We start from the raw sequence: 22,056 nt of genomic DNA on the forward strand, positions 1-22,056 counted from the left end.
TCGGTTCAGCGGTGGCTGCGCCGTAGTTCTTTCAGTCGGCCCCGGACCGGCGTACTGGCCATCCCTCGGAGATTGAGCGGCGGATCGATGGTTGCCAGGACCTCGCCCTCCAGTTGTCCGAGGGTGTCCGGATCTTCCGAGATGATCGCCACGACCCTCAAATGGCGCGTCATCCATTCGGTCAACGCGTGTTCGTCGATGACATCCCTTCCCTGCGCGTGGGCGAGGATCGAGCCGAGGGTGCGCCGGAACGTTGAGAATTCGTGGTTTCCACCGAGGTGCATGCCGACGATGCGCAGCCACAGGGTGTTGGTGGACCGCCTACCGCTCGGCCATCGCGTCGCACCCGCCAGCCCTGCATAGATCAACCCCGGCGCGAGGGGCATGCCGAGGCCGGCGGTGAGGTCTTCGGCCCCTGACCCGTCGACCCACCAGCTGTACAAGCCGGGATTCCTCCATCGCTTCGGATCCTCGGCCAGAAAATCGGCCGGTTTCATGGCCCGAGAGGAATCGAGCAACCCGGTGACAAACGCGGCGGTTTCCGCATGACCATGATCGGGATCCGCGGCCGTCGGGACACCCTCGGCCGTATCGATCTCATCCGAGCGGCGGGCGTACCAACTCAGTCGCCGGCCCATACTCAGTCCCTCCAGCGGGGTGCGCACGGTGACGCCTTTGGCAAGCAGATGCGGTGAAAGTGCTTCGACGTAGGCCGCTCCGGCGTGGATTTCGATGACCCGATTCTGCAGCGGGCCAGCCAGGAGCTCGAGCCGTTCTGTCACCCACCTGCCCCACGCGGAGCGATAGGTCGAAGGCGTGTCAGGGAGGTAGCGCTCGTACGGCGACAGCCATTCGTCAGGTGCGACCAGTCCGTGCTCGGCCGAAAGTATGAACCACGGTAGGCCCGTCCCTTCCGCATACGACCGCTGGCGAGAGAACAACGGCGAGACGTACAGATCCTTCGCTGCGGACGGCGCGTTCTCTTTGGATTTCACACAGGTGACGAGCACCAGGTCCGCCTCGACGGCATTCCGCGGGCGGCCCATCGTCTCGAGGTGGGGAGACAGGCGTGCGTCGGTGGCCCGCACGAAGGTGAGCGCTTCGCCGAGCCGTAGGTCTTCCAGCGTGAAACCAGCCGTCTTCCAGGCATTTACGTGTGAACGGTCGCCCGACCACCACGTCCGGTGTTTCGATGCCGAGGCCGGCAGCTCGCCGACCAGCGAGACGAGTTCGTCCCAACTCAACCGGATCGGCGAGTCGGCGACAGACAACTTCTCGATCAATACATCCCAGTGCGCCACGCCAGATATCTATCACCACACTGTGGCCGGGCCCGTCACGGGGAGGAAAGCGGAATCCGCGGCACAAACACGCCGACCCCTTCATGGCACCCGACGCACCTGGGAGAACTCCGCCACATACCCGACTGCCGGTCTTCTGTGTCATTGTCTGTGCCATGCCGAACGGACGTAACGCCGCCCCCGCTGTTGTAGCCGAGAAGATGTCGCGTACGCGGGATCCTCATGTCGCGGCGTTGAACGGTCTGGCCGACCGTATCGCCGATTCGGTCGGCTTGCCACACGGTCATGTCCCCTATGTCGATCCGGACCAGGGCGGTATCGAGGCGCGGGTGCTGGTGCTGCTCGACAACCCGTCCACCAAAGCCGAGGCGGGCACCGGATCGGGGTTGCTGAGCTTGGACAACAACGACCGGACCGCGCGCAACTGCCGTGAGGCATACGCACGTCACGGGGTGCCGTGGTCGCAAGTCGTCCACTGGAACGTGGTGCCTTTTCCCGTCGAAGGGGAAAAGAACGGCGGTTCGACGGCCGCGGAGCGCGCCCGCGCGGTCCGGTGGACCCGGGAATTCGTGAGTCTGTGTCCGAACCTCGAGCAGGTGTTGCTACTCGGCGCGGCGGCTCGCGATGGTTGGGCGCGGGCGGGCATCGACCGCGATCTCTACGTAGTTCCCGGCAAAGTTCCGCACTGCTCGGCTCGAGGCTTGAACTCGCCCGGAGGCCGCGAGCGGTTCGAGGCAGCGATCGCACAGATCGCCCGTTCCTTGACCTACTGAGTCTGCAACATGCCACCCGGGCACCATCATCGACACAATCCGTGGACACCCGCATCGCCCTCAGATGAGGGCGGCGCGCACGTCGACCGTCGCGCGGAACCATCGCGCGAGGTATTTGTCTCCCAGAAGCTCCGGACAAGACCTGAGATGTTCGACAAACCAACCGGACAAGCCGTCCCACTCGGTGTGGTCGCCGGGTGCGCGAAGTGTCCAGCCGAGTTCGTCGAGGGTCCAGTGCGCTTTCGCGGAGTTGCGCAGCATCGAGGTACTCACCCAGTTCGGTTCGGCGTCGACCCCGCCGCGCGCGACAGGTACAAGGTGGTCGATTGTCGGGAACAGTTCCCAAAATGCGAAGTGCGACTGCGACATCAGCCAATTCTGGTGCGCGGGAAACTCGTCGGGAAATACTCGCGACAACGTGCGGAGAGCACCAGGGTGCACGAGCTTGGTGCCGCTGTAGCGGTCGACGAAACCGTCCCGGTAGAACACCTGCAAGCATTGACGTTCGGTGTAGCGGCGCGGGTTCTTCGCCAGTGCGCTGAAGGGATACTCTCGGCGCAAAATCTGGCGGCCCTGTTCGAGATCACCGGCGTCGATCGCAGCCACGGTGCGAGCGAGTATGTCTGCTTTGTCGCCGGCGCTCTGGGTGTCGCTCGGTACAGGGACAGCGTGTGGGGGCGGAGTCGACACACTTGCGATCCTAGAGCGGTTCACCCGAGAGCCTGCTCGACTCGAACCCGTCCCGCCATCGCAGGTCGGGTCAGTAGGCAGCGTTGGCTCCGTATTCAGCCTGAGCCCTGGTGTACCCCTCGTATTCCAGTTGCTCAACCAGCCCCGACAGGGAAAACGACGTCATGTCGAGGTACTGCTCGGCGCTTCGTTTAGCCTGCCGGTCCCAATCCACGTCCAGGCGGTCCACTGCGTACGTCGCGTCCGCGGTGGAGAAGCCCTCGTATTCGAGTTGGTTGATCAACCCGCTGCGTGAGAAGGGCATCATCTCGATGTACTCCTCGGCGGACCGGACAGCATTGCGCTGGCTGGAGCTGATCTGCGGTGTGACCGGGGCAGGAGCAAGTGCGGGTGCGACTTCAGCCGTAGTGGGTGTCGGTGTCGACGTCCGGTATGTGCTGGAGGGCGGGACGCCCGCAGTACTGCGCGGTGTGGTGGCCGCAGGCGCTGTAGTCGTGCTCGACGCCACGGTCGTGGTCGACGCCGTGGAGGCCTCGGCTGACACGGTCACCGTTTCGGTGATCACGGGCGACGAACCGGTGTCGTCGGCAGAGCAACCCACGACGAGGAAGAAAAGGGCGGGGACGGCCGTAAGGGCGCGGACTCTCATGCCGGGATAACCCGGTTTGCCCTACTTTTCGTTACCGAGAACAAAGACTCGACCCGGGATCGGCAGACCTGGTCCTTTGCTTGGGCGCGGCGAGCGCGGCGACTTTGCGTGCGGTGTCCGGCATGCGGTGTGACCGGAGCGTGCGTGGTAGTTCTCGTTCGTAGGTGCGTTGGATCGAGGCGACCACCCACACAGCGACCAGCCGTCACGGCCGCGGATCGGTGCGGGTCCACCGGCGCCGATCACTGAGCGTGGCCCCGCTACAGCGACGGCACGGGAAGACTCCGTGTTCCCCGAGTTCGGCCAGATAGAGAGCGTCGGTCCACGGCACGTGCGGGAAGCGGGCGAGGCGGGCACGGGAGAGCGGGACTCCGCACAGGGTCTGGTTGGTGCCGGGCGTCCACGCGTGCGTATCGCCACGCGGGTATCTGATCCCGTCGGTGTCGGTCCACCGACTCGACGCCGCGACTGCGGGTGTGGTTCGTTGAGCCATGGGATCCGGATTCCCCGAACGGGCGAGATCACGCCCACCTCCTCCACTGCCCTTCCGTCCACTGCCCTTCCGTCGGCACCCCGCTCGGCGCCCAACCACTGCCGCCCGTCGCACATCGCGTTCGGGGCCGAGGCCGGTCGCATAGGGTGACGCGGTCACCACTGTCAGTGCGAGGGAAGGACACCAGGCGATGAGCTCGTACGAGGAGGCGTTCCACCAGAGCGTCGAGGACCCCGAGGCCTTCTGGCTCGAGGCCGCGAAGGCCGTCGACTGGGACACCGCGCCCACCCGCGCACTGGACGACACGCACGCACCCTCGTACCGGTGGTTCCCGGACGGCACTCTCAACACCAGTGTCAACGCGCTCGACCGGCATGTCGCAGCAGGTGCAGGTGACCGGACCGCGCTGATCTGGGATTCGGCGATGGTTCCGGCGAAGAAGACCTACACGTACGCAGAACTGCTCGACGAGGTCGCCACATTCGCGGGAGTGCTGCGCGACCAGGGCGTCGTGGCCGGCGACCGCGTCATCATCTACATGCCGATGATTCCGGAGGCCGCGATCGCGATGCTCGCGTGCGCCCGCATCGGTGCCGTGCACTCGGTGGTCTTCGGCGGGTTCGCGGCGAAGGAACTCGCGACCCGCATCGACGATGCCCGTCCGGTCGTGCTCGTCACCGCGTCGGGTGGGCTCGAGCCCGGCCGAACCGTCGAGTATCTCCCCATGGTCGAGACGGCTCTCGGGCTGTCGAAGACTCCCCCGCACACTGTGATCGTGAAGGATCGGGAACAGATTCCCGGTTCCGCTGCCGATTACAAGACGTCGTCCGCCGCGTGGTTCGACTGGGACGAACTCGTCGCCGACTCGTCGCCGGCCGAACCGGTCTCGGTCGCCGCCACCGACCCGCTCTACATCCTCTACACCTCCGGAACCACCGGAAAGCCCAAGGGCGTCGTCCGCGACAACGGCGGACACGCGGTCGCGCTGACGTGGTCGATGCGCAACATCTACGACATCGGTGCAGGCGACGTGTGGTGGACCGCGTCCGACGTCGGGTGGGTGGTCGGGCACTCGTACATCGTCTACGGCCCACTGCTCGCCGGCGCCACCACGGTGCTGTACGAGGGCAAGCCGGTAGGCACCCCCGACGCGGGCGCGTTCTGGCGCATCATCGCGGAGAACAACGTCAAAGCGCTGTTCACGGCACCGACCGCGATCCGCGCGGTCCGCAAGGCGGATCCCGACGCCGAGGAACTCGCGAAGTATTCGATCGACTCGCTGGAAACGCTGTTCGCCGCCGGGGAACGCCTCGACCCCGACACCTACGCCTGGGCGACCCGCGTACTCGAGCGACCGGTCGTCGACCACTGGTGGCAGACCGAGACGGGCTGGGCGATCGCCGCGAATCTGCGCGGTCTCGATCCGATGCCGCTCAAGGCGGGTTCTCCGACGGTGCCGGTGCCGGGGTACCGCGTCGAAATCGTCGATGCCCATGGCGAACTCGTGAAGGCGAACACCGAAGGCAACATCGTCGTCCGGCTTCCGCTTCCGCCGGGCACCTTGACCGGTCTGTGGCAGGACGAGGACCGGTACCGCAGGTCGTATCTCGACACGTTCCCCGGCTACTACCTCACCGGCGACTCGGGTTATGTGGACGAGGACGGCTACGTGTTCGTGCTCGGGCGCTCCGACGACGTGATCAACGTTGCCGGGCATCGTCTTTCGACGGGAACGATGGAAGCGGTCGTGGCGTCGCATCCGGCCGTCGCCGAATGCGCGGTGGTGGGCATCCACGACGAGATCAAGGGGCAGCGTCCGTCGGGATACGTCGTCCTCAAGGCCGGTGTGGAAATCGACCCCGAGACCTTGCGACAGGAACTCGTCGCAATGGTGCGCGACCAGATCGGTGCGGTGGCGACGTTCCGGGACGTGACCGTCGTGCAGGCACTGCCGAAAACCCGATCCGGCAAGATCCTCCGAAAGACCATGCGCCAGATCGCCGACCACGAGCAGTACACCGTGCCGTCCACGATCGAAGACCCGGCAGTGCTCGAGGCGCTTCGGGCGCAACTGGGTGGCTGACCCCGCGAGGGTCTAGCGGCGGCGACGCCAGACGACGACCAGCACGACGGCGACGAGAACTGCCCCGGCTGCGGCAATCAGGTCGGGGCGGTTCCGTACCGCTTCGACGCGCTCGTCGGCCGCGTGCTTGACGCGGGTGGGCACGTCCAGCCGGTCGGTCAGTTCGCCTACCGTCGCAGCGAGTTCGGCGCGCTGCTGTTCGATATCGGGCTCGGGTCCGCCCGACCCGTTGGGGGTCGACTCGGTGGGCCCGGTGTTGGAAGAGTCGGGTCGGCTCATTGCATTGCTCCCTTCGCGGCGGCCACGTCGGCCCGAACGCTGTCGACCGCGTGTGCCGGCATCGGCGGCGCGGCATTCTTGGCCTTCGAGGCGCCGACGGCCGCGAGGATGCCCCCGATCACGAGAACCACAACGGCGACGATCAGTGCCGCCAGCCAGGGGTCCACGGCGGTCGCGAGCCCCAGCACACCCGCCGCTATGAGGGTGGCGAGCCCGAGGTAGAGCAGAAGCGCACCGGCCCCGGAGATTCCGGCACCGATACCGATCCTGGTGCCCTTGGACTTCACTTCGTCGAGGGCATGGGTGACTTCGGTGCGCACGAGGGTGGAGACCTGCGCGGTCAGCCGTTCGGTGAGTTCGACAGTGGACAGTTCGGAGGGCTGGGCCGCCACGTGACGCGCACCCCCTCCGGTCGGTTCCGTCATGTTCGTTCCCCTTCCTGGTTGTCGCCGACTTCTCCACGCAGGCGACGCCCGCGTTCGATCAGTTCTTGATGCTTCGCCTGGTTCTTCTCACTCGCACGGGTGTCGCGCGGGGGCAGTTGGAGGGTCTTCTCCGCTTCGATTCCACCTTGCAACTGCCGACCACGTTCGAGTTCCGCATCGAATTCGGCCCCGAACAGCAGTGCCAGGTTGGTGATCCACAACCACAACAGGAAGATCACCGCACCGGCGAGCGAACCGTAGGTCTTGTTGTAACTCCCGAAATTGCTGACGTACACCGCGAACAGCACCGACGCGACGATCCAGACCACGATCGCGATCACAGAACCGACGCTCACCCACCGGAACTTGGGCTGCTTGACGTTGGGTGTGGCGTAGTAGAGCACCGCCACAAGGACGATGACGAGTATCAGCATCACGGGCCACTTCGCGATGTTCCAGACCGTCACCGCTGTCTCGCCCAGGCCGACGACGTCACCGATGGTGCGGGCGATCGGTCCGCTCACCACGAGCATCAGGCCCGTTGCACCGGCGAAGACCAGGACGAGCGCCGTCACCAGCAGCATCTGGGGGCGCAGCTTCCAGATCGGGCGTCCCTCTTCGATCTCGTAGATGCGATTCATGGCGCGGCCGAAGGCCCCCACGTAGCCGGAAGCCGACCAGAGGGCACCGAGAACACCGATGACGAGGGCGAGGCCGGCGGTGGGTGCCTGCACCAACTGTTCGATGGGTCCGCGCAGGGTGTCGACCGCGGAGGACGGTCCCAGATCCTCGACCATCTGGAGCACCGCATCCACGGTGGCCTGGCCCTGCCCGAAGACGCCGAGCAACGAGACCACGACCAGCAACGCAGGAAACAGCGACAGGATGGCGTAGTAGGTCAGCGACGCCGCCAGATCGGTGCACTGATCTCGGCTGAACTCCCGCACGGTCCTCTTGACCACGTATTTCCACGACGGCTTCTCGATGTCCGTCGGAGAGTCGGGCTTGCGCGCATCGTTCGGTGCCACGGTTGCGCCGGCCGCACCGTCCCCGCCGTGTTGGTCCGTCATGGCACTCGGGTACCGCGTCGTCGCCCGCACCAAACCGTATCGGCACTACGTAAAACGTACGATCGGAGCATGTCCGACACCGATGCAGTCCGCGGCTCCTCCGAGGGGTTCGCCGACATCATGTCCCAGCTCGACTACCCGATGTACATTGTCACGACGCGCGGCGGAGAAGAACGCAGCGGGTGCCTCGTCGGGTTCACGACTCAGACGGGCATCGATCCGGCACGCTTCCTCGTCGCCATCTCGAACAAGAACCACACCTTCCGTGTCGCCCAGGAGGCCGAGTACCTCGCCGTGCATGTCCTCTCCCCCGAGAACCGCGCGATATCGGAGCTTTTCGGGGAGCAGACAGGCGACGAGATCGACAAGTTCTCGCAGTGCGCGTGGAGCGAGGGTCCGCACGGCCTGCCGATCCTCGACGGCGCAGCCGGCTGGTTCGTCGGGCGCGTGCTGGGCAGATTCGATCTCGGCGACCACATGGGGTTCCTGCTCGATCCCGAGGAGGGCGAACTCCGCGAGAAGCTGGACAAGCTGCTGACCTTCCGCGACGTGAGCGACATGGACGCCGGCCACGGCGCGTGACATAGCGGGGAACGAACCGGCGTGATCTGATCGGGTGCATGCACCAACTCGACGACCCCGCCTCCCCCACCGCCGTCGGCGACGATCGGCTCCGGCAGTTGTACGCGTATCCGGAAGGGCTCGAGCGCCCGTGGATGCGCGTCAACTTCGTGTCCTCCCTCGACGGTGCGGTCGCGGTGGAAGGCCGGTCCGGGGCGCTCGGCACCCCGTCGGACAAGAAGGTCTTCGGGCTGCTCAGGGAACTCGCGGACGTGATCCTCGTCGGCGCGGGCACCGTGCGCACCGAAAACTACGGGGGCGCGCGCACCAGCGAGACGCTTCGTGCGCGTCGTGAAGCGGACGGGCTCGACGCCGTGCCTCCCATCGCGGTCGTGACGACGTCCTGCTACTTCCCGTCGGATCTGAGGCTGTTCACCGATACCACGGTGCCTCCGATCGTGTTCACCAGTGCGAGCGCCCCTGTCGCCAACCGCCGCAGGGCGGAGGACGCCGGTGCCGACGTCCGGGTGATCGCCGACGACACCATCGACGGTGCAGCCCTGCTCGCCGCCGTCACGAAGGCCGGATGGACGCGCGTACTGTGCGAAGGAGGTCCGCAATTGTTCGGCAGCATGATCGAAGCCGACATCGTCGACGACCTGTGCCTGACGTTCGCCCCCGTTCTCGCGGCGGGCGCTGCGGGGCGCATCGCCTCGACGCCGACTCCCGTCGTCACCCCCATGCGACGGACCCACCTGGTCGCCGACGACGACGGCACCCTGCTCACCCGATGGATTCGAGACGACAGAGAAGGAGCTTCCCGTGGCCGATGACGACATTGTCGAAGGAACCGATCGTTCCGACGACTTGATCGAACGACTCGCCGACCTCGCGTCCGAGCGCAGTCTGACGGTGGGGTGCGCGGAGTCCCTCACCGCGGGAACGCTGGCGGCGCGCCTCGGCGCCGCGAAAGGCAGTTCGGAGTGGTTTCGCGGCGGCATCGTCGCGTACTCACGCGAAGTGAAACACGGTCTGCTCCGCGTTCCCGAGGGACCGGTCGTGAGCGAGCAAGCTGTCCGGGCCATGGCCGAGTCCACCTCGCGCCTGCTCGAAGCGGAGATCGTGGTTGCCGTGAGCGGGGCGGGCGGACCCGACTCGCAGGACGGGCGCCCGCCGGGCACAGTCTGGTTCGCTACGACCGGGCCGGAGGGAACCCGGTGCGAGGAAAAGCAATTCGAGGGTGACCCCCAAAAAGTGCTCGCCCGGACGGTGCGTCATGCCCTAACGTTGCTCGTCGATCGGGCACAGGCCTGACTGCCGAGACGGGAGCATTCTTGCGCACACTGACCTACTACGTGGCCACCACGCTCGACGGGTTCATCGCCGACCCGTCGGGCGGGTTCGATTTCTTTCCGGTACCCGACGAACTGGTGTCGGTACTCGTCGAGGAGTTCCCGGAAACGATCCCCACCCAGGCGCGTGCGCATCTCGGGATCGACCCGCCGAACAAGAACTTCGACGCGGTGGTCATGGGCAGACGCACGTGGGAGCCGTCCCTCGATGACGGGGTCACGAGTTCGTATCAGCATCTGAAGCAGTACGTCTTCTCCACCACGATGAGCGAAGCACCGGACGACACCGTCACACTCGTCGCCAGCGATCCGCTCGCGTACGTGCGAGAACTGAAGCAGCAGGACGGCGGAGGAATCTGGTTGTGCGGGGGCGGCTCTCTCGCGGGCGCGCTGTTACCCGAGATCGACGAACTCGTCCTGAAGGTCAGTCCGATCGTGGCGGGCAACGGAATACCGTTGTTCCGCGCGGACTTCGCACCGCATCACTTCGATCCCGTCGAGAGTCGCTCGGTCGCGGGCGTCACGATCACTCGTCTCGCTGCCCGTCGCTGACCGTGCCGCCGCCGTGACAGCGACGGCTGTCACGGCGGCACCGGATCAGAGGACGGAGGGGTCGACGTCCAGGGTGGTGCGGTCGAGGCTCGCGAGCAGATCGAACTGCGGCCCCGTCTTCGGAAGTTCGAATCGGAAGAAGTACCGGGCCGCCGCGCGCTTGCCGTCGTAGAACGCGCCGTCCCGCTCGCCCACGGCGAGGAGTTGTTCGAGCCAGATCCACGCGACCACCACATGCCCGACCGCTTCGAGGTAGACGGTCGAGTTTGCGAGCGCGACAGCCGGATCGCCGGTCGACCACAGGGCGGTGGTCGTCTCCCCCACCCGCACGACGGCACGCTGCAACTGCTGCGCGTACTCCGCGGCGTCGCCACCGGCGTCCAGCGCCTTCGTCACGGTCTCGCCGATGGTCTCTCCCAGCACCGCGAGCGCGGCGCCACCTTGCATGATCACCTTGCGGCCGAGGAGGTCCATCCCTTGAATGCCGTGGGTGCCTTCGTGAATCGGGTTGAGGCGATTGTCGCGGTAGTACTGTTCGACATCGAATTCCCGGGTGTACCCGTAACCGCCGAGCACCTGGATCGCAAGACTGTTGGCTTCGAGGCACCACTGCGACGGCCACGACTTGGCAATCGGGGTGAGCAGGTCCAGCAGAAGCCCCGCACGCGACCGGGCTGCCTCGTCAGGTGCGGTCCGCTGTTCGTCGACGAGGGTGGAACAGTACAGGCCGAGCGCCAGCGCACCTTCCACGTAGGACTTCTGCGCCAACAGCATCCGGCGTACGTCGGGGTGTTCGACGAGGGCCACCTGAGGGGAAGCCGGGTCTTTCGCGCCGAGTGGGCGGCCCTGTGTCCGGGTGCGTGCGTAGTCGAGCGACTGGAGGTATCCGGCGTAGCCGAGCGAGGTCGCGAGGAATCCGACCCCGATCCGTGCCTCGTTCATCATGTGGAACATGTAGGACAGGCCCTTGTTCGGCTCCCCGAGAAGATAGCCGACCGCTCCCGCCTCTCCGCCCGGTGTGTACGTGCCTTCGCCGAGGTTCAGCAGTGTGTTCGTGGTGCCGCGATTGCCCATCTTGTGGTTGAGGCCCACCAGGGCGACGTCGTTCCGGTCGCCCAGCGTGCCGTCCGGCTCGACGAGGAACTTGGGAACGATGAACAGCGAGATGCCCTTGACGCCGGCGGGGCCTCCCGGAATCTTGGCGAGCACCAGATGCACGATGTTCTCGGTCAATTCGTGGTCGCCGCCGGAGATCCACATCTTCGTTCCGGTCAGGCGGTAGGTGCCGTCGCCCACTGGCACGGCCTTGGTGGTGATGTCGGCGAGCGACGAGCCTGCCTGCGGCTCGGACAGACACATGGTGCCGAAGAACCGGCCTTCGAGCATGTGCGGCACGAAGGTGGCGATCTGCTCGTCGCTGCCGTGCGCGACGAGCAGGCTTGCATTGGCCGCGGTGAGGAACGGGTACGCGGAGGTGCCTGCATTCGCCGCCTGGAACCACGCCATCGACGCGCGCAGAACCGCGATGGGCAACTGCATGCCGCCGTGCGCTTCGTCGAACCCGCCGGCGATCAGCCCCGCCTTGGAGAAGAGGTCGAGTGCGGCCTTGACCTCCGGGATGATCTCGACGCGGCCGTCCTCGTCCATCCGGGGTTCCTGAGCATCGGCCTTCTTGTTGTGCGTCGCGAAATGCTTCGTAGCGATGTCCGCACTCAGGTCCAGCACCGCGTCGAACGTTTCACGGGAATGCTCCGCGAACCGCGAACGGGTGGTCAGGGACTCGATGTCGAGCCAGTCGTACAGCAAGAAGTCCAGGTCGCGGCGGGACAGCACGGGAGCAGGCATGGAGGGGTCCTTTCGGCGGAGTACCGATCGAGCGCGCACCCAGTAGAGCAATCCGGGCGGGCCGGACGACCGGCGGGGTGGCAGCCGTGGGTGCACGGTACCGCGCGATGCTTGGCGCCGACGCCACGAATACGGGAATACTGCCCTTCATGAGCGGATCCCCTTCTGTGCTGGTCGTCGACGACGACGCGGACGTCCTCGCCTCCCTGCACCGCGGTCTCCGCCTCTCCGGATTCTCGGTGTTGACCGCCGCCGGGGGTGCCGAAGCCCTCGAAGTCGTAGAAGCCGAGCGGCCCGACGTGATGGTGCTCGACATGAACATGCCCGGTCTCGACGGGACAGCCGTCATCACCACCCTGCGCGGTGCGGGGGACGACATCCCGATCTGCGTGCTCAGTGCCCGCGACACCGTCGACGACCGCATCGCCGGGCTCGAATCCGGCGCCGACGACTACCTGACCAAACCGTTCGTCCTCGCCGAACTCGTCGCGCGTATCAAAGCAATGCTGCGCCGCCGCGCACCGGCCGACGATCAGGCGGTGCGGGTCGGCGCCCTGCGCATAGAACCGGCGGGCCGGCGGGTGTTCGTCGACGGCGATCCCGTGGACATGACCAAACGCGAATTCGAGCTGCTCGAGGTCCTGGCCCGCAATGCGGGCATCGTGCTCTCCCGCGAGCGCCTGTTGTCGCTCGTGTGGGGCTACGACTTCACCTCAGACACCAACGTCGTGGACGTGTTCGTCGGCTATCTCCGCCGCAAGCTCGAATCAGGTGGCCGCGCCCGGCTCGTCCACACCGTGCGCGGCGTCGGCTTCGTTCTCCGGGAGCCCTGAGGTGCCCCGCTCGTTCTCGTTGCGCGCACGAGTGGCCACCGCGACCGCGCTGGGCACGACCATCGTCGTGGGGATTCTGGGTGTCATTGTGGCGCTGGCAATTTCGCGCAACAATCTGGCACAACTCGACCGGCGCCTCGACCTCGCCGCCGATGTGCTGGCAGCCAACGCCGCGGCCGCCGAATTGTTCCTGCCGGTATTCGGCGACGGCGGTGCGTTCGCCATGACGATCCGCGCGGAACCCGACGGCGCACTGCGGGCGAGCACGCCCACGGAACTGCCCGTCCTCGAACCCGGCGCGCAGACCGTCACCCTCGACGGGATCGACTACCGCGCGTACACCACCCCCATCGAATCGAATCGCGGTCTGATGTCGGTGGCCGTCCTGCTGGCCGAGGCGCAGGATGTGACCACGGATCAGCACCGGCAGGTATTGATCGCCGGCGCCGTCGCAGTGGCCGCCGCGACCGGTCTCGGCTGGCTGCTCGGCGGTGGCGCGGTGCGTCCGCTCGTCGACCTGACCCGCCGGATCGTCGCCCGCGACCGGGATCTCTCGCCACGCCCGTCCGGAGTCACGGAAGCCGACGAACTCGCGTCGGCGGTGGGCGCGATGCTCGACGACGTGGCACGCGCGCGTGCCGCCACCGACGCCGCGCTGGCCACGGCGCGTGACTTCGCGGCGGCAGCGGCACACGAAATGCGGACGCCCCTTACGGCGATGCGGACGGACATCGAAGTACTCACGACCCTCGACCTCGAGGCGGACGACCGGTCCGAGATACTCACCGACCTCGCGCGCACTCAGGCACGGCTGGAAGCGACCCTCAACGACCTCGAACGCCTCGCCAGAGGCGACCTGTCCACCGACCGCGATTTCGTCGACGTCGATCCCGTCGAGATCTGCGACACCGCTGCCGCGGACGCGATGCGCCGATATCCGGGCCTGACCGTGGACGTCCGCGGGGATGCCGGCCGGACGCTGCGCGGCCTGCCCGCAGGCCTGCGACTCGTGGTGGACAACGCGATCACCAATGCCGTCCGGCACGGCGGCGCATCGCTCGTTCGGATCACCGTCTCGAGGGACGATGCCGCCACCAGCCTGATCGTCGACGACGACGGAGTGGGTGTCCCCGCCGACGAACGCTCGGCAGTGTTCGAACGGTTCCGGCGCGGATCGAATTCCCGCCGGACCGGGTCCGGGCTCGGACTGGCACTGGTCGCGCAGCAGGCAACCCTGCACGGCGGCGACGCACACCTGGACGAGAGTCCGCTCGGGGGAGCACGCCTCGTCGTCCGGTTGCCCCGCACGCGCCCCCGCGATCGATGATCGGTACCGGCGACGTTCCCGGCACCGGCTCGATCGCGAGGGTGCATTGTGTCCGAATTACTCAGTGCGGGAAGGGCTCTCCGGTGTACTCCCGCTCCTCCACGAGCACCAGCCAATTGCCGGAGTTGTCCCGCATCACCGCTTCGATGCCGTACGGCCGTTCGGCCGGTTGCTGAACGAACTCCACCCCCTTGGCAGCGAGCTCACGATACGTCGCGTGACAGTCGTTGGTGGCAAGACCGAATCCGCCCATGGTTCCGGCGTCCAGTGCCCGCCGGATCGCGTCTGCCGTGTCGTCGGCGAGGGGCGGGCCGGGCTTGGCGAGGGTGACCTGCAGTTCGGGATGGTCGGGGTGCAGGATCGATACCCAGCGGAACCCGTCGCCCAGCGTGACGTCGGTGCCTTCGACGAATCCCATCGTGTCGGTGTAGAACTTCTTGGCTGCGTCCTGGTCGGTGACCCAGAGGGTGACCAGAGAAATGTTGGTAATCATGTATTCCAACCTAGGGTCGGCGCCGGTGCCTGCGCTTCTCCGAAATTGCGGCGTTCACGACCGGTCGCTCAGGCCGTGCATGAAGACGTAGCAGCCGGGGATTCGCGGCGCACCGGACTCGGCGAACTTCGCCTGATACACCGACGGTGACGTACCGACCAGTTGCCGGAACTTGGCGCTGAACGAACCGAGGCTGGTGTACCCGACGACGTGGCATATCTCGGTGACCGTCAGGTTGGTCGCCCGCAGCAGGTCCTGGGCTCGCTCGATGCGCCGCTCGGCGAGGTAGGCCCCCGGAGTCCTGCCGTACACCGCGGCGAAACACCGGAGGAAGTGAAACTTGGATACGCCGGCGTTGGCGGCGAGTCCGACGAGGTCGAGCGGCTCCGCATAGTCACGGTCGGCGACGTCGCGGGCGCGGCGCAGGTGCGGAAGGAGTTCCGCCGGCACCCGCACTCGTACTGCCATTACCCCAGTCTGGCAGCGAGAACCGGCGCGTGCTCGTGAATGCGCCCGGATGCATGAGGGCCCGGGTCCGGCATACACCGGACTCGGGCCTTCATGAACGATTTTCTACGGCAGGTCGACCAGGTCGATCACGAACACCAGCGTCTTGCCGCCGAGCGGGTGACCGGAACCGGCCGGACCGTATGCGAGTTCCGGTGGCACGGTCAGCTTGCGGCGACCACCGACCCGCATACCCGGGATGCCCTGCTGCCAGCCTGGGATCAGCCGGCCGAGCGGGAACGCGACGGACTGACCGCGGCTCCACGACGAGTCGAACTCTTCGTTGGTCTCGTACTCGACGCCCTTGTAGTGCACGTCGACGGTTGCGTCGGGCTGCGCCTCGGGACCTTCACCGATGGTGATGTCCTCGACCACGAGTTCGGTGGGCGCGGGGCCTTCCGACTTCTCGATGACCGGCGGTTCGGGCTGGACCTGCACGTCGAGCAGATCGATCACGAACACGAGCGTCTTGCCCGACAACTGGTGGCCCGATCCGGCGGGACCGTAGGCGAGTTCCGGCGGGATCGTCAGCTGACGACGCCCACCGACACGCATGCCGGGGATGCCCTCCTGCCAGCCGGCGATGAGACCGGCGAGCGGGAAGCGGATGGATTCGCCACGGCTCCACGACGAGTCGAACTCCTCGCCCGTGTCGAACTCCACACCGACGTAGTGCACGTCGACGACCGCACCCGGCGTGGCTTCGGGACCGTCACCGATCGTGATGTCCTTGATGACCAGTTCGGTGGGCGCGGGGCCCTCCTGGAACTCGATCTCCGGTTTACTCACAGGTCCTTCTCCCTTGTCGAGTGGCAGTCGTCGCACACGCTCGGACAGATCGGTCAGCGAAGATCGATCCCCTTGTAGTCACGCTCGGTGTGGCCGACGTAGATCTGGCGCGGGCGCCCGATCTTGAGGGTCGGGTCGGAGTGCATCTCGCGCCAGTGCGCGATCCAGCCCGGCAGGCGGCCCAACGCGAACAGCACGGTGAACATGCGGTCCGGGAAGCCCATGGCGCGGTAGATCAAACCGGTGTAGAAGTCGACGTTCGGGTACAGCTTGCGCTCGATGAAGTAGTCGTCGGTGAGCGCGGCCTCTTCGAGCTTCATGGCGATCTCGAGCAGTTCGTCGCCCGCACCGAGCTTCTTGAGGATCGAATCGGCGGTCTTCTTGACGATCGCGGCGCGCGGGTCGTAGTTGCGGTAGACGCGGTGCCCGAAGCCCATGAGCTTCACGCCGTCTTCCTTGTTCTTGACCTTGCGCACGAACTCGTTGACGTCGCCGCCCGAGTTCTTGATCTGCTCGAGCATCTCCAGCACAGCCTGGTTCGCACCGCCGTGCAGCGGGCCCCACAGCGCGTTGATGCCGCCCGAGATGGACGTGAACAGGTTGGCGTCCGACGAGCCGACCAGACGCACCGTCGACGTCGAGCAGTTCTGCTCGTGGTCGGCGTGCAGGATCAGCAGCATGTCGAGAGCCTGCGCGATCTCGGGATCGATCTCGTACGGCTCGGCCGGGAAACCGAACGTCATCCGCAGGAAGTTCTCGACCAGCGACAGCGAGTTGTCGGGGTAGAGGAACGGCTGGCCCACGGACTTCTTGTAGGCGTAGGCGGCGATCGTCGGGAGCTTGGCGAGCAAGCGGATCGTCGACAGCTCGACCTGCTCCGAGTCGTCCGGGTCGAGCGAGTCCGGGTAGTACGCCGAGAGCGCGTTGACGGCGCTCGACACGACGGGCATGGGATGCGCGTTACGCGGGAAGCCGTCGAAGAAGCGCTTGAGGTCCTCGTGCAGCAGCGTGTGCCGGCGGATCTTGTCGGTGAACGTCTCGAGCTGGTCCGACGTGGGCAGCTCGCCGTAGATCAGCAGGTAGCTGACCTCGATGAAGCTGGCCTTCTCGGCCAGCTGCTCGATGGGGTACCCGCGGTAACGCAGGATGCCCTTCTCACCGTCGATGTACGTAATCGCCGACTTGGTGGAGGCAGTGTTGACGAAACCGGGGTCGAGGGTGGTGTACCCGGTCTCCGCAAGGAGCTTGCCCAGCTCGATACCGTCATTGCCTTCCGTTGCTTTGGCGATCGACATCGCGTGCTCGCCACCGGGGTAGCTGAGGGCGGTTGTGGGTTCATTCTCAGCGGGCACGAAGGATCCCTCTCAAGCTCAGACCTACGAGAAACTTCCGAACATTCAGGTAGAACCTAGCCGTAGCGCAGCGCGTGCGCCCAGCCAGGGTCGGTCGAAAGTCCCCGCACAGTGTTTCGTTGATATCGACGTCGGACGTCGGCCCGCACCCTCGGAAACTCCGCCGCAAGGTCGGCGCACGCCGCTTACCTGGGGTAATCGTACGCGATCCGTGTGGTAGCACCATTGCCACCCCGCCTCCTGCCGTACACGGCGCCCGTGCGTCACCCGGAGAAACCCACCGCACCCAGGCCCCAACTGGCGTCCCAGCCCTCCCCCGGCTGCAGGACCACTTCGTCGATACCCAGATTGAACGCATCAGGAGGGCACGTCGCGGGAATCAGTGCGAGCGAACGCTCAGCAGCACCCCCGGACCCGGCCGTCTCGGTGGTTGCGTACAACCACCCGAACTCCGGCACCGTTCGCAGTTCCACACCGCGCCCGTCGGGACCGCAGAGACGGTGACGCACCACACCGTCGGCGTCCTCGTCGAGCGCGCTGAACGGTGTCGCGAGCCGTACACCGGAGAGGGAGCGTGGTGCGGTGAAGTCGTACTCGGTACCGGCGACGGGTTGTGAGTACGCGGTGGGGAGACCGCGTTCGCGGTCGATCGGAACGCGGGTACCCGCCGCCAGGTGCAGACTGCACTCGTCGAGCGGGGTGTCACCGGCCCGCAGATACGGGTGCACTCCGAGTCCGAACGGTGCGTGGAAATCGCCGATGTTGGTCGCGGTGTGGGTGACGACGAGCCCGTACTCACCGAGTTCGTGGGTCGCGGTGAGCAGCAGCCGGTAGGGCCATCCCGTCTGCAATCCGACCTCGAGCACCTGTTCGACACGGGTAGCCGTGTGCGACACGAGGTCCCACTTCTTGTTCCAGGCGAAGCCGTGCACGGCGGTCTTCCGGCGCGGGTCGGTGACCGCCAGTTGGTGTTCGATTCCGTCGAAGAAGAAGTGGCCGTCGCGCACCCCACCCGGCCACGGCGCCAGCACGGCGCCCGCGTACAGCCACGGTTCCTCGGCCGGCCCGCTCTCGACGAGCCGGTAGGGGCCGGACGGATCGTCGTACACCAGTTCACGCACCGCCGCGCCCACCTCGGACACCTCGGCCCGGTAGCCGCCGCCGCGGATCACGTAATGCGCGGGACCGTCTCCCGGCCGGGAATCGGTCGGGTGATCGCGTTGCGAGTGGTGGATCGAGTCGGACATGTACCCAGTCTTGCGGGCGGCGGGCGATCGCACTACCCATTCGGGCGGCTGACCTGTCCGTACCGCCAACCTGCCCCGCAGTCCCGGATCACATACCGGTCGTCATGGCCTCGATCACGGCCGCGGTGGCGGCCACCGTCGGGACGTCGTCGATCGGCACGTCGGGGTCACCGGTGGTGGAATCCGAGAGCACCACCAGCACGAGCGGATCCCCCTGAGGCGACCACACGACCCCGGCGTCGTTGACCGTCCCGTGGTCGCCTCCTCCCGTCTTGTCGGCCGCGGTCCAGCCCGGCGGCAGTGCCGCACGGATGCGCTTGTCGGACGTGAGGCTCCCCCGCATCCACCCCGCGAGGGTGCGTTGTTGCTGCGGCGGCAGCCCCGCACCGAGAAGCAGTTCGTGGCACCCCGCTCCGAGCCCGGCGGCGGTCGTGGTGTCGCGCTCGTCGCCGCGCCCCGCTTCGTTCAGTTCGGGTTCCCACCGGTCGAGGCGAGTCGCCTTGTCGTTGACAGCCCGCGCGAGGGCTGTCACCGTGTCCGGTCCGCCGAGGCGTCGCAACAGGAGGTTCGCGGCGGTGTTGTCGCTTCGGGTCAGCGCGGCCTCGCACAGGTGACCCACGGTCATGACGCGGCCCTGATGTTCGGTCGTCACAGGCGAGTTGACGACGATGTCGGCGGGCTCGACCGCAATGGTCTCGTCGAGGGTGAGCCGGCCGAGGGATTCGAGACGCAGAATTCCGGCCGCTGCGTAGATCTTGAAGGTCGAGCACATCGCGAATCGCTCGTCGCCGCGGTATGAACAGCTCCGACCGTCGATCGGCGAGTGCGCGAACACCCCGAGCCGGACCTTGTGGTCGTTCTCGATCCGGGCGAGACGTGCGTCGAGCGCGGGCAGTTGCAACCGTGTCTCCGGTACGCCCCTCGCGGCCGGGGTCGCATCCGGTGGCATCGTGCTGCCCGATGCGCCGCATGCGGCCAGGATCGGAGCGGCCGACAGGACGACGGCACCGGAGAGAAAGCCTCTGCGGGACAGTGCTGTTCGGTCGACTGCGGGTGGTGTTGCCATGCAGCTACAACAGCATCCGGCCTCTCGCCGATGCCAATACTTTACGGAGGCCGGGGCAAGTCGGAAAAAGTATCACCCCTGGTGACAGCCCTGTACGAGGCCGACACTGGCCGCACTTCCGGTAAAAGCGGGGACGGTGTCGAGGACGCTGGTTGAATGTCGGCCATGGATCTGATCCGTCATCTCCGGTTCTTCGTCGCGGTCGCCGACACAGGACACTTCGGGCGCGCCGCAGCCGAACTGGAGATGACGCAACCTCCACTGTCCCAAGGACTTCGGCGCCTCGAGGAGTACATCGGGACCCCGCTCGTCCACCGCACGCAGCAGGGTGCCGTTCTCACTTCCGCCGGTGCGCACCTGCTTCCCCACGCCCGCTCGCTCCTCGACGACTCCGACCGTTTTCTCACGGAAGCGGTCCGCGTGGCCGGCGCCCGCGCAGTGGTCCGCTGGGGCGCCTGCGTCGCGCTCCCGGACCGGTTGCTCACCGCGTGCGTCGCGGCCTTGTGCGCCGAGACCGATGCGGCGGTGACGACCGAATCGGGGACCACCGTCGACCTGATCGAGGCGGTGCGGTCGGGCAGATGCCATTTCGCCGTCGTCGAACTTCCCACGCTCGTGGACGGCGTGGAGGCCGGGCCCGTCACCAAGATTCCGCGGTGGGTCGTCGTGCCGAAGGACCATCGCAGCGCCCACGCCGAACGGCCTCGGTTCCCGATGCTCTCCGATCTGGCGTTCGCAGCCCCTGCACGAACAGGAAACCCCGGGGCCTTCGACGCCGTGCGTGATCTACTGCGCGAACGCGGTCTCGAGGTCGAGACGACGACTGCGCCGGACGACCGCGCCGTCCTCGCCGCAGTGGCTGCGGGCACCCATTTCGGGATGTCGACCACGAGGCCCGGTTCGGCGCCGGGGGTCGCGTGGCTGCAGTTGGCTCCCGCCGCGACCGCGCTGCAGGTGCGTCTCGTGTGGCGAACCGGCGCCGACATCGACCGGTATGTCGCGGCGCTCGATCGGGTGGTCTTCAGGGAACGGGTGCGCTGAGCCGTACATCCCGGCGGCTCGGACAGCGGTCACCGCGCTTCGGTGGCCGCTGCCTCCCCCCGCGCTGGGCCGCTGTCGTCCTTCATTCGCACCGCGATCGCGAAAATGAGCACACCTGCCGCCGCGAGGATCACTCCGGCAGCGGCCGGTGCGGTGTACCCGAATCCGGCGGCGATCACCGCACCGCCGATCGCGGCGCCGATCGCGTTGGCGAGGTTGAACGCGGCGTGGTGGAGCGACGCCGCGAGCGTCTGGGCATCGTCCGCGACGTCCATCAGCCGGACCTGCAGCCCCGGACCGACCGCCGCGCATCCGCCGCCGAGCAGGAACACCATCACCAGAGCCGTGTACGGGTTGTGCACCGCGACGACGAACACGGCGAGCAGCACGCCGAGCGCACCCACGGTGATGAAGATGCCCGGCACCAGAGCGCGGTCGGCGAGGCGACCTCCCACCGCGTTGCCCACGACCATGCCGAGCCCGAACAGCATCAGGGCGACCGGGACCACCGATTTCGGTACGCCCGCGACGTCGGTCAGGGTGGTGCTGATGTAGGTGTAGACCGCGAACACACCACCGAAGCCGATCGTCGCGACGCCCAACGTCATCCACACCTGCTTGCGGCGCAGAGCACCCAGCTCGGTCCGCACGCTCGTCGTACGGATGGACAGGTCCGGCACCCACGCGACGACCGCGGCGACGGTGGCCACCCCGATCACCGCGACCAGGCCGAACGCGATGCGCCAGCCCAGTGCCATACCCAGCCACGACGCCGCGGGCACCCCGATCACGTTCGCGACCGACAGTCCCATCATCACGAGTGCGACGGCCCGCGCCCGCTGTCCCCGACCGGCGAGATGCGCCGCGACGATTGCGGCGACGCCGAAGTACGCGCCGTGCGGCAAGCCGGCAACGAACCGGGAGGCCACGAGCGCGCCGTAGCCCGGTGCCAGCACCGTCGCCGCGTTACCGATCGTGAACGCGACCATCAAGGCGATCAGCAGCGTCTTGCGCGGTACCCGGGCGGTCAGGGTCGCGAGGAGCGGTGCACCGACCACGACGCCGGCGGCATACGCGGACACGACGTGTCCGGCGGTCGGCTCGGAGACACCGAGCCCGGTCGCGATGTCGGGAAGCAGGCCCATCGCCATGAATTCGGTGGTCCCGATCCCGAACCCGCCGAGCGCGAGTGCCCACATCGCGCGGGTGCGCCCTGCCCGCGGACCGTCGTCGATCCGGACGTCGTCGGGTGGGCAGGCGGGAGCCGTGGTCATGAGAGAGCCTTCGGAGAGTGCACGAGGTACGCGAAAGGAAAGTCCGGACGGCTG

The 22,056-nt window shown here is 67.0% G+C and carries 25 protein-coding genes and 1 pseudogene; 10 read left to right on the forward strand and 16 right to left on the reverse strand.

The window, feature by feature from the left end:
• Window positions 1–5: 5 nt before the first annotated feature.
• Complete coding sequence (locus tag HF886_RS06715; RefSeq protein WP_346765307.1) at window positions 6–1,301, reverse strand: DUF6884 domain-containing protein; 1,296 nt, start codon at window positions 1,299–1,301, stop codon at window positions 6–8.
• A gap of 155 nt (window positions 1,302–1,456) precedes the next feature.
• Here HF886_RS06715 and HF886_RS06720 point away from each other — a divergent pair, with 155 nt between their 5' ends.
• Window positions 1,457–2,074: a uracil-DNA glycosylase gene (locus HF886_RS06720; protein WP_169651884.1), complete on the forward strand. Its 618-nt coding sequence runs from the start codon at window positions 1,457–1,459 to the stop codon at window positions 2,072–2,074.
• Between the two features lie 60 nt (window positions 2,075–2,134).
• Here HF886_RS06720 and HF886_RS06725 read toward each other — a convergent pair whose 3' ends face one another.
• Together HF886_RS06725 and HF886_RS21025 are read right to left on the reverse strand one after the other, a co-directional pair.
• On the reverse strand, window positions 2,135–2,680 hold the full coding sequence (locus HF886_RS06725; protein ID WP_346765308.1) for an HNH endonuclease: 546 nt from the start codon (window positions 2,678–2,680) through the stop codon (window positions 2,135–2,137).
• A gap of 154 nt (window positions 2,681–2,834) precedes the next feature.
• Complete coding sequence (locus HF886_RS21025) at window positions 2,835–3,071, reverse strand: Ltp family lipoprotein (RefSeq protein ID WP_240954918.1); 237 nt, start codon at window positions 3,069–3,071, stop codon at window positions 2,835–2,837.
• Between the two features lie 4 nt (window positions 3,072–3,075).
• On the opposite strand from HF886_RS21025, the gene HF886_RS21030 reads away from it, so the two are divergent.
• Window positions 3,076–3,423, forward strand: a complete 348-nt coding sequence (locus tag HF886_RS21030) for a hypothetical protein (RefSeq protein WP_240954919.1) — start codon at window positions 3,076–3,078, stop codon at window positions 3,421–3,423.
• 195 nt (window positions 3,424–3,618) lie between these two features.
• Here HF886_RS21030 and HF886_RS06735 read toward each other — a convergent pair whose 3' ends face one another.
• A complete protein-coding gene (locus HF886_RS06735; protein WP_169621158.1) occupies window positions 3,619–3,906 on the reverse strand; it encodes a hypothetical protein in 288 nt (95 codons plus the stop codon).
• 190 nt (window positions 3,907–4,096) lie between these two features.
• Between HF886_RS06735 and HF886_RS06740 the strand changes: the two genes are divergently transcribed.
• The gene (locus HF886_RS06740; protein ID WP_169621159.1) at window positions 4,097–5,989 is read left to right on the forward strand and encodes a propionyl-CoA synthetase; all 1,893 of its coding nucleotides are present in this window, start codon (window positions 4,097–4,099) and stop codon (window positions 5,987–5,989) included.
• Window positions 5,990–6,001: 12 nt separating this feature from the next.
• Here HF886_RS06740 and HF886_RS06745 read toward each other — a convergent pair whose 3' ends face one another.
• Genes HF886_RS06745 through HF886_RS06755 form a run of 3 tightly spaced genes read right to left on the reverse strand, consistent with a single transcriptional unit; the run spans window position 6,002 to window position 7,763 of the window.
• Window positions 6,002–6,268: a DUF3618 domain-containing protein gene (locus HF886_RS06745; RefSeq protein WP_169651887.1), complete on the reverse strand. Its 267-nt coding sequence runs from the start codon at window positions 6,266–6,268 to the stop codon at window positions 6,002–6,004.
• A complete protein-coding gene (locus HF886_RS06750) occupies window positions 6,265–6,693 on the reverse strand; it encodes a phage holin family protein (protein ID WP_169651888.1) in 429 nt (142 codons plus the stop codon). Before HF886_RS06750 ends, HF886_RS06745 begins: the two co-directional genes overlap by 4 nt.
• Entirely contained in the window at window positions 6,690–7,763 is a 1,074-nt protein-coding gene (locus HF886_RS06755) for a YihY/virulence factor BrkB family protein (RefSeq protein ID WP_169651889.1), read from the reverse strand. The genes HF886_RS06750 and HF886_RS06755 overlap by 4 nt, the downstream gene beginning before the upstream one ends.
• A gap of 69 nt (window positions 7,764–7,832) precedes the next feature.
• Here HF886_RS06755 and HF886_RS06760 point away from each other — a divergent pair, with 69 nt between their 5' ends.
• Genes HF886_RS06760 through HF886_RS06775 form a run of 4 tightly spaced genes read left to right on the forward strand, consistent with a single transcriptional unit; the run spans window position 7,833 to window position 10,228 of the window.
• Window positions 7,833–8,345, forward strand: coding sequence for a flavin reductase family protein (locus HF886_RS06760; protein ID WP_169651890.1), 513 nt, complete (start codon window positions 7,833–7,835; stop codon window positions 8,343–8,345).
• Between the two features lie 38 nt (window positions 8,346–8,383).
• On the forward strand, window positions 8,384–9,157 hold the full coding sequence (locus HF886_RS06765; RefSeq protein WP_169651891.1) for a pyrimidine reductase family protein: 774 nt from the start codon (window positions 8,384–8,386) through the stop codon (window positions 9,155–9,157).
• Window positions 9,147–9,638: a CinA family protein gene (locus tag HF886_RS06770; RefSeq protein ID WP_169621165.1), complete on the forward strand. Its 492-nt coding sequence runs from the start codon at window positions 9,147–9,149 to the stop codon at window positions 9,636–9,638. Before HF886_RS06765 ends, HF886_RS06770 begins: the two co-directional genes overlap by 11 nt.
• 20 nt (window positions 9,639–9,658) lie before the next feature.
• Window positions 9,659–10,228 (forward strand): dihydrofolate reductase family protein, encoded by a 570-nt coding sequence (locus HF886_RS06775; protein WP_169651892.1) that lies wholly within the window; start codon window positions 9,659–9,661, stop codon window positions 10,226–10,228.
• 45 nt (window positions 10,229–10,273) lie between these two features.
• On the opposite strand, the gene HF886_RS06780 is transcribed toward HF886_RS06775, so the two are convergent.
• Window positions 10,274–12,073, reverse strand: a complete 1,800-nt coding sequence (locus HF886_RS06780) for an acyl-CoA dehydrogenase (protein WP_169621167.1) — start codon at window positions 12,071–12,073, stop codon at window positions 10,274–10,276.
• Between the two features lie 149 nt (window positions 12,074–12,222).
• Between HF886_RS06780 and HF886_RS06785 the strand changes: the two genes are divergently transcribed.
• Window positions 12,223–12,906 carry a response regulator transcription factor gene (locus HF886_RS06785; RefSeq protein ID WP_169621168.1) on the forward strand — a complete coding sequence of 228 codons (684 nt, stop codon included), beginning with the start codon at window positions 12,223–12,225 and terminating at the stop codon, window positions 12,904–12,906.
• Window position 12,907: 1 nt separating this feature from the next.
• Window positions 12,908–14,233: a HAMP domain-containing sensor histidine kinase gene (locus HF886_RS06790; RefSeq protein WP_169621169.1), complete on the forward strand. Its 1,326-nt coding sequence runs from the start codon at window positions 12,908–12,910 to the stop codon at window positions 14,231–14,233.
• 61 nt (window positions 14,234–14,294) lie between these two features.
• Here HF886_RS06790 and HF886_RS06795 read toward each other — a convergent pair whose 3' ends face one another.
• From HF886_RS06795 to bla, 7 genes and pseudogenes are all read right to left on the reverse strand, one after another.
• Window positions 14,295–14,726 carry a VOC family protein gene (locus tag HF886_RS06795; RefSeq protein WP_169651893.1) on the reverse strand — a complete coding sequence of 144 codons (432 nt, stop codon included), beginning with the start codon at window positions 14,724–14,726 and terminating at the stop codon, window positions 14,295–14,297.
• Window positions 14,727–14,780: 54 nt separating this feature from the next.
• Window positions 14,781–15,194, reverse strand: a complete 414-nt coding sequence (locus HF886_RS06800) for an AraC family transcriptional regulator (RefSeq protein ID WP_169651894.1) — start codon at window positions 15,192–15,194, stop codon at window positions 14,781–14,783.
• 105 nt (window positions 15,195–15,299) lie between these two features.
• Window positions 15,300–15,671, reverse strand: a complete 372-nt coding sequence (locus HF886_RS21035) for an FKBP-type peptidyl-prolyl cis-trans isomerase (RefSeq protein ID WP_346765322.1) — start codon at window positions 15,669–15,671, stop codon at window positions 15,300–15,302.
• Between the two features lie 3 nt (window positions 15,672–15,674).
• Window positions 15,675–16,022: pseudogene (locus tag HF886_RS21040) on the reverse strand (FKBP-type peptidyl-prolyl cis-trans isomerase); the annotation flags it as partial.
• A 53-nt stretch (window positions 16,023–16,075) separates the two neighbouring features.
• On the reverse strand, window positions 16,076–17,374 hold the full coding sequence (locus tag HF886_RS06810) for a citrate synthase (protein WP_169621173.1): 1,299 nt from the start codon (window positions 17,372–17,374) through the stop codon (window positions 16,076–16,078).
• A 263-nt stretch (window positions 17,375–17,637) separates the two neighbouring features.
• Window positions 17,638–18,621 carry an aldose 1-epimerase family protein gene (locus HF886_RS06815; protein ID WP_169651896.1) on the reverse strand — a complete coding sequence of 328 codons (984 nt, stop codon included), beginning with the start codon at window positions 18,619–18,621 and terminating at the stop codon, window positions 17,638–17,640.
• A gap of 88 nt (window positions 18,622–18,709) precedes the next feature.
• A complete protein-coding gene (gene bla, locus HF886_RS06820) occupies window positions 18,710–19,687 on the reverse strand; it encodes a class A beta-lactamase (protein WP_240954920.1) in 978 nt (325 codons plus the stop codon).
• 165 nt (window positions 19,688–19,852) lie between these two features.
• Here bla and HF886_RS06825 point away from each other — a divergent pair, with 165 nt between their 5' ends.
• Window positions 19,853–20,728 carry a LysR family transcriptional regulator gene (locus HF886_RS06825; protein WP_169621400.1) on the forward strand — a complete coding sequence of 292 codons (876 nt, stop codon included), beginning with the start codon at window positions 19,853–19,855 and terminating at the stop codon, window positions 20,726–20,728.
• A 29-nt stretch (window positions 20,729–20,757) separates the two neighbouring features.
• On the opposite strand, the gene HF886_RS06830 is transcribed toward HF886_RS06825, so the two are convergent.
• Window positions 20,758–21,927 carry an MFS transporter gene (locus HF886_RS06830; RefSeq protein ID WP_169652034.1) on the reverse strand — a complete coding sequence of 390 codons (1,170 nt, stop codon included), beginning with the start codon at window positions 21,925–21,927 and terminating at the stop codon, window positions 20,758–20,760.
• Window positions 21,928–22,056 lie beyond the last annotated feature (129 nt).

Source organism: Rhodococcus sp. 105337 (assembly GCF_012844225.1).
Taxonomy (GTDB): domain Bacteria; phylum Actinomycetota; class Actinomycetes; order Mycobacteriales; family Mycobacteriaceae; genus Rhodococcus.

Bases quoted from the DNA above. Each gene is read 5' to 3' on its own strand.
- HF886_RS06720 (WP_169651884.1), top strand. From the start codon at position 1,457: ATGCCGAACGGACGTAACGCCGCCCCCGCTGTTGTAGCCGAGAAGATG.
- HF886_RS21025 (WP_240954918.1), bottom strand. From the start codon at position 3,071: ATGATGCCCTTCTCACGCAGCGGGTTGATCAACCAACTCGAATACGAG.
- HF886_RS21030 (WP_240954919.1), top strand. From the start codon at position 3,076: ATGTACTCCTCGGCGGACCGGACAGCATTGCGCTGGCTGGAGCTGATC.
- HF886_RS06735 (WP_169621158.1), bottom strand. From the start codon at position 3,906: ATGGCTCAACGAACCACACCCGCAGTCGCGGCGTCGAGTCGGTGGACC.
- HF886_RS06740 (WP_169621159.1), top strand. From the start codon at position 4,097: ATGAGCTCGTACGAGGAGGCGTTCCACCAGAGCGTCGAGGACCCCGAG.
- HF886_RS06745 (WP_169651887.1), bottom strand. From the start codon at position 6,268: ATGAGCCGACCCGACTCTTCCAACACCGGGCCCACCGAGTCGACCCCC.
- HF886_RS06750 (WP_169651888.1), bottom strand. From the start codon at position 6,693: ATGACGGAACCGACCGGAGGGGGTGCGCGTCACGTGGCGGCCCAGCCC.
- HF886_RS06755 (WP_169651889.1), bottom strand. From the start codon at position 7,763: ATGACGGACCAACACGGCGGGGACGGTGCGGCCGGCGCAACCGTGGCA.
- HF886_RS06760 (WP_169651890.1), top strand. From the start codon at position 7,833: ATGTCCGACACCGATGCAGTCCGCGGCTCCTCCGAGGGGTTCGCCGAC.
- HF886_RS06765 (WP_169651891.1), top strand. From the start codon at position 8,384: ATGCACCAACTCGACGACCCCGCCTCCCCCACCGCCGTCGGCGACGAT.
- HF886_RS06780 (WP_169621167.1), bottom strand. From the start codon at position 12,073: ATGCCTGCTCCCGTGCTGTCCCGCCGCGACCTGGACTTCTTGCTGTAC.
- HF886_RS06785 (WP_169621168.1), top strand. From the start codon at position 12,223: ATGAGCGGATCCCCTTCTGTGCTGGTCGTCGACGACGACGCGGACGTC.
- HF886_RS06795 (WP_169651893.1), bottom strand. From the start codon at position 14,726: ATGATTACCAACATTTCTCTGGTCACCCTCTGGGTCACCGACCAGGAC.
- HF886_RS06800 (WP_169651894.1), bottom strand. From the start codon at position 15,194: ATGGCAGTACGAGTGCGGGTGCCGGCGGAACTCCTTCCGCACCTGCGC.
- HF886_RS06815 (WP_169651896.1), bottom strand. From the start codon at position 18,621: ATGTCCGACTCGATCCACCACTCGCAACGCGATCACCCGACCGATTCC.
- bla (WP_240954920.1), bottom strand. From the start codon at position 19,687: ATGGCAACACCACCCGCAGTCGACCGAACAGCACTGTCCCGCAGAGGC.
- HF886_RS06825 (WP_169621400.1), top strand. From the start codon at position 19,853: ATGGATCTGATCCGTCATCTCCGGTTCTTCGTCGCGGTCGCCGACACA.
- HF886_RS06830 (WP_169652034.1), bottom strand. From the start codon at position 21,927: ATGTGGGCACTCGCGCTCGGCGGGTTCGGGATCGGGACCACCGAATTC.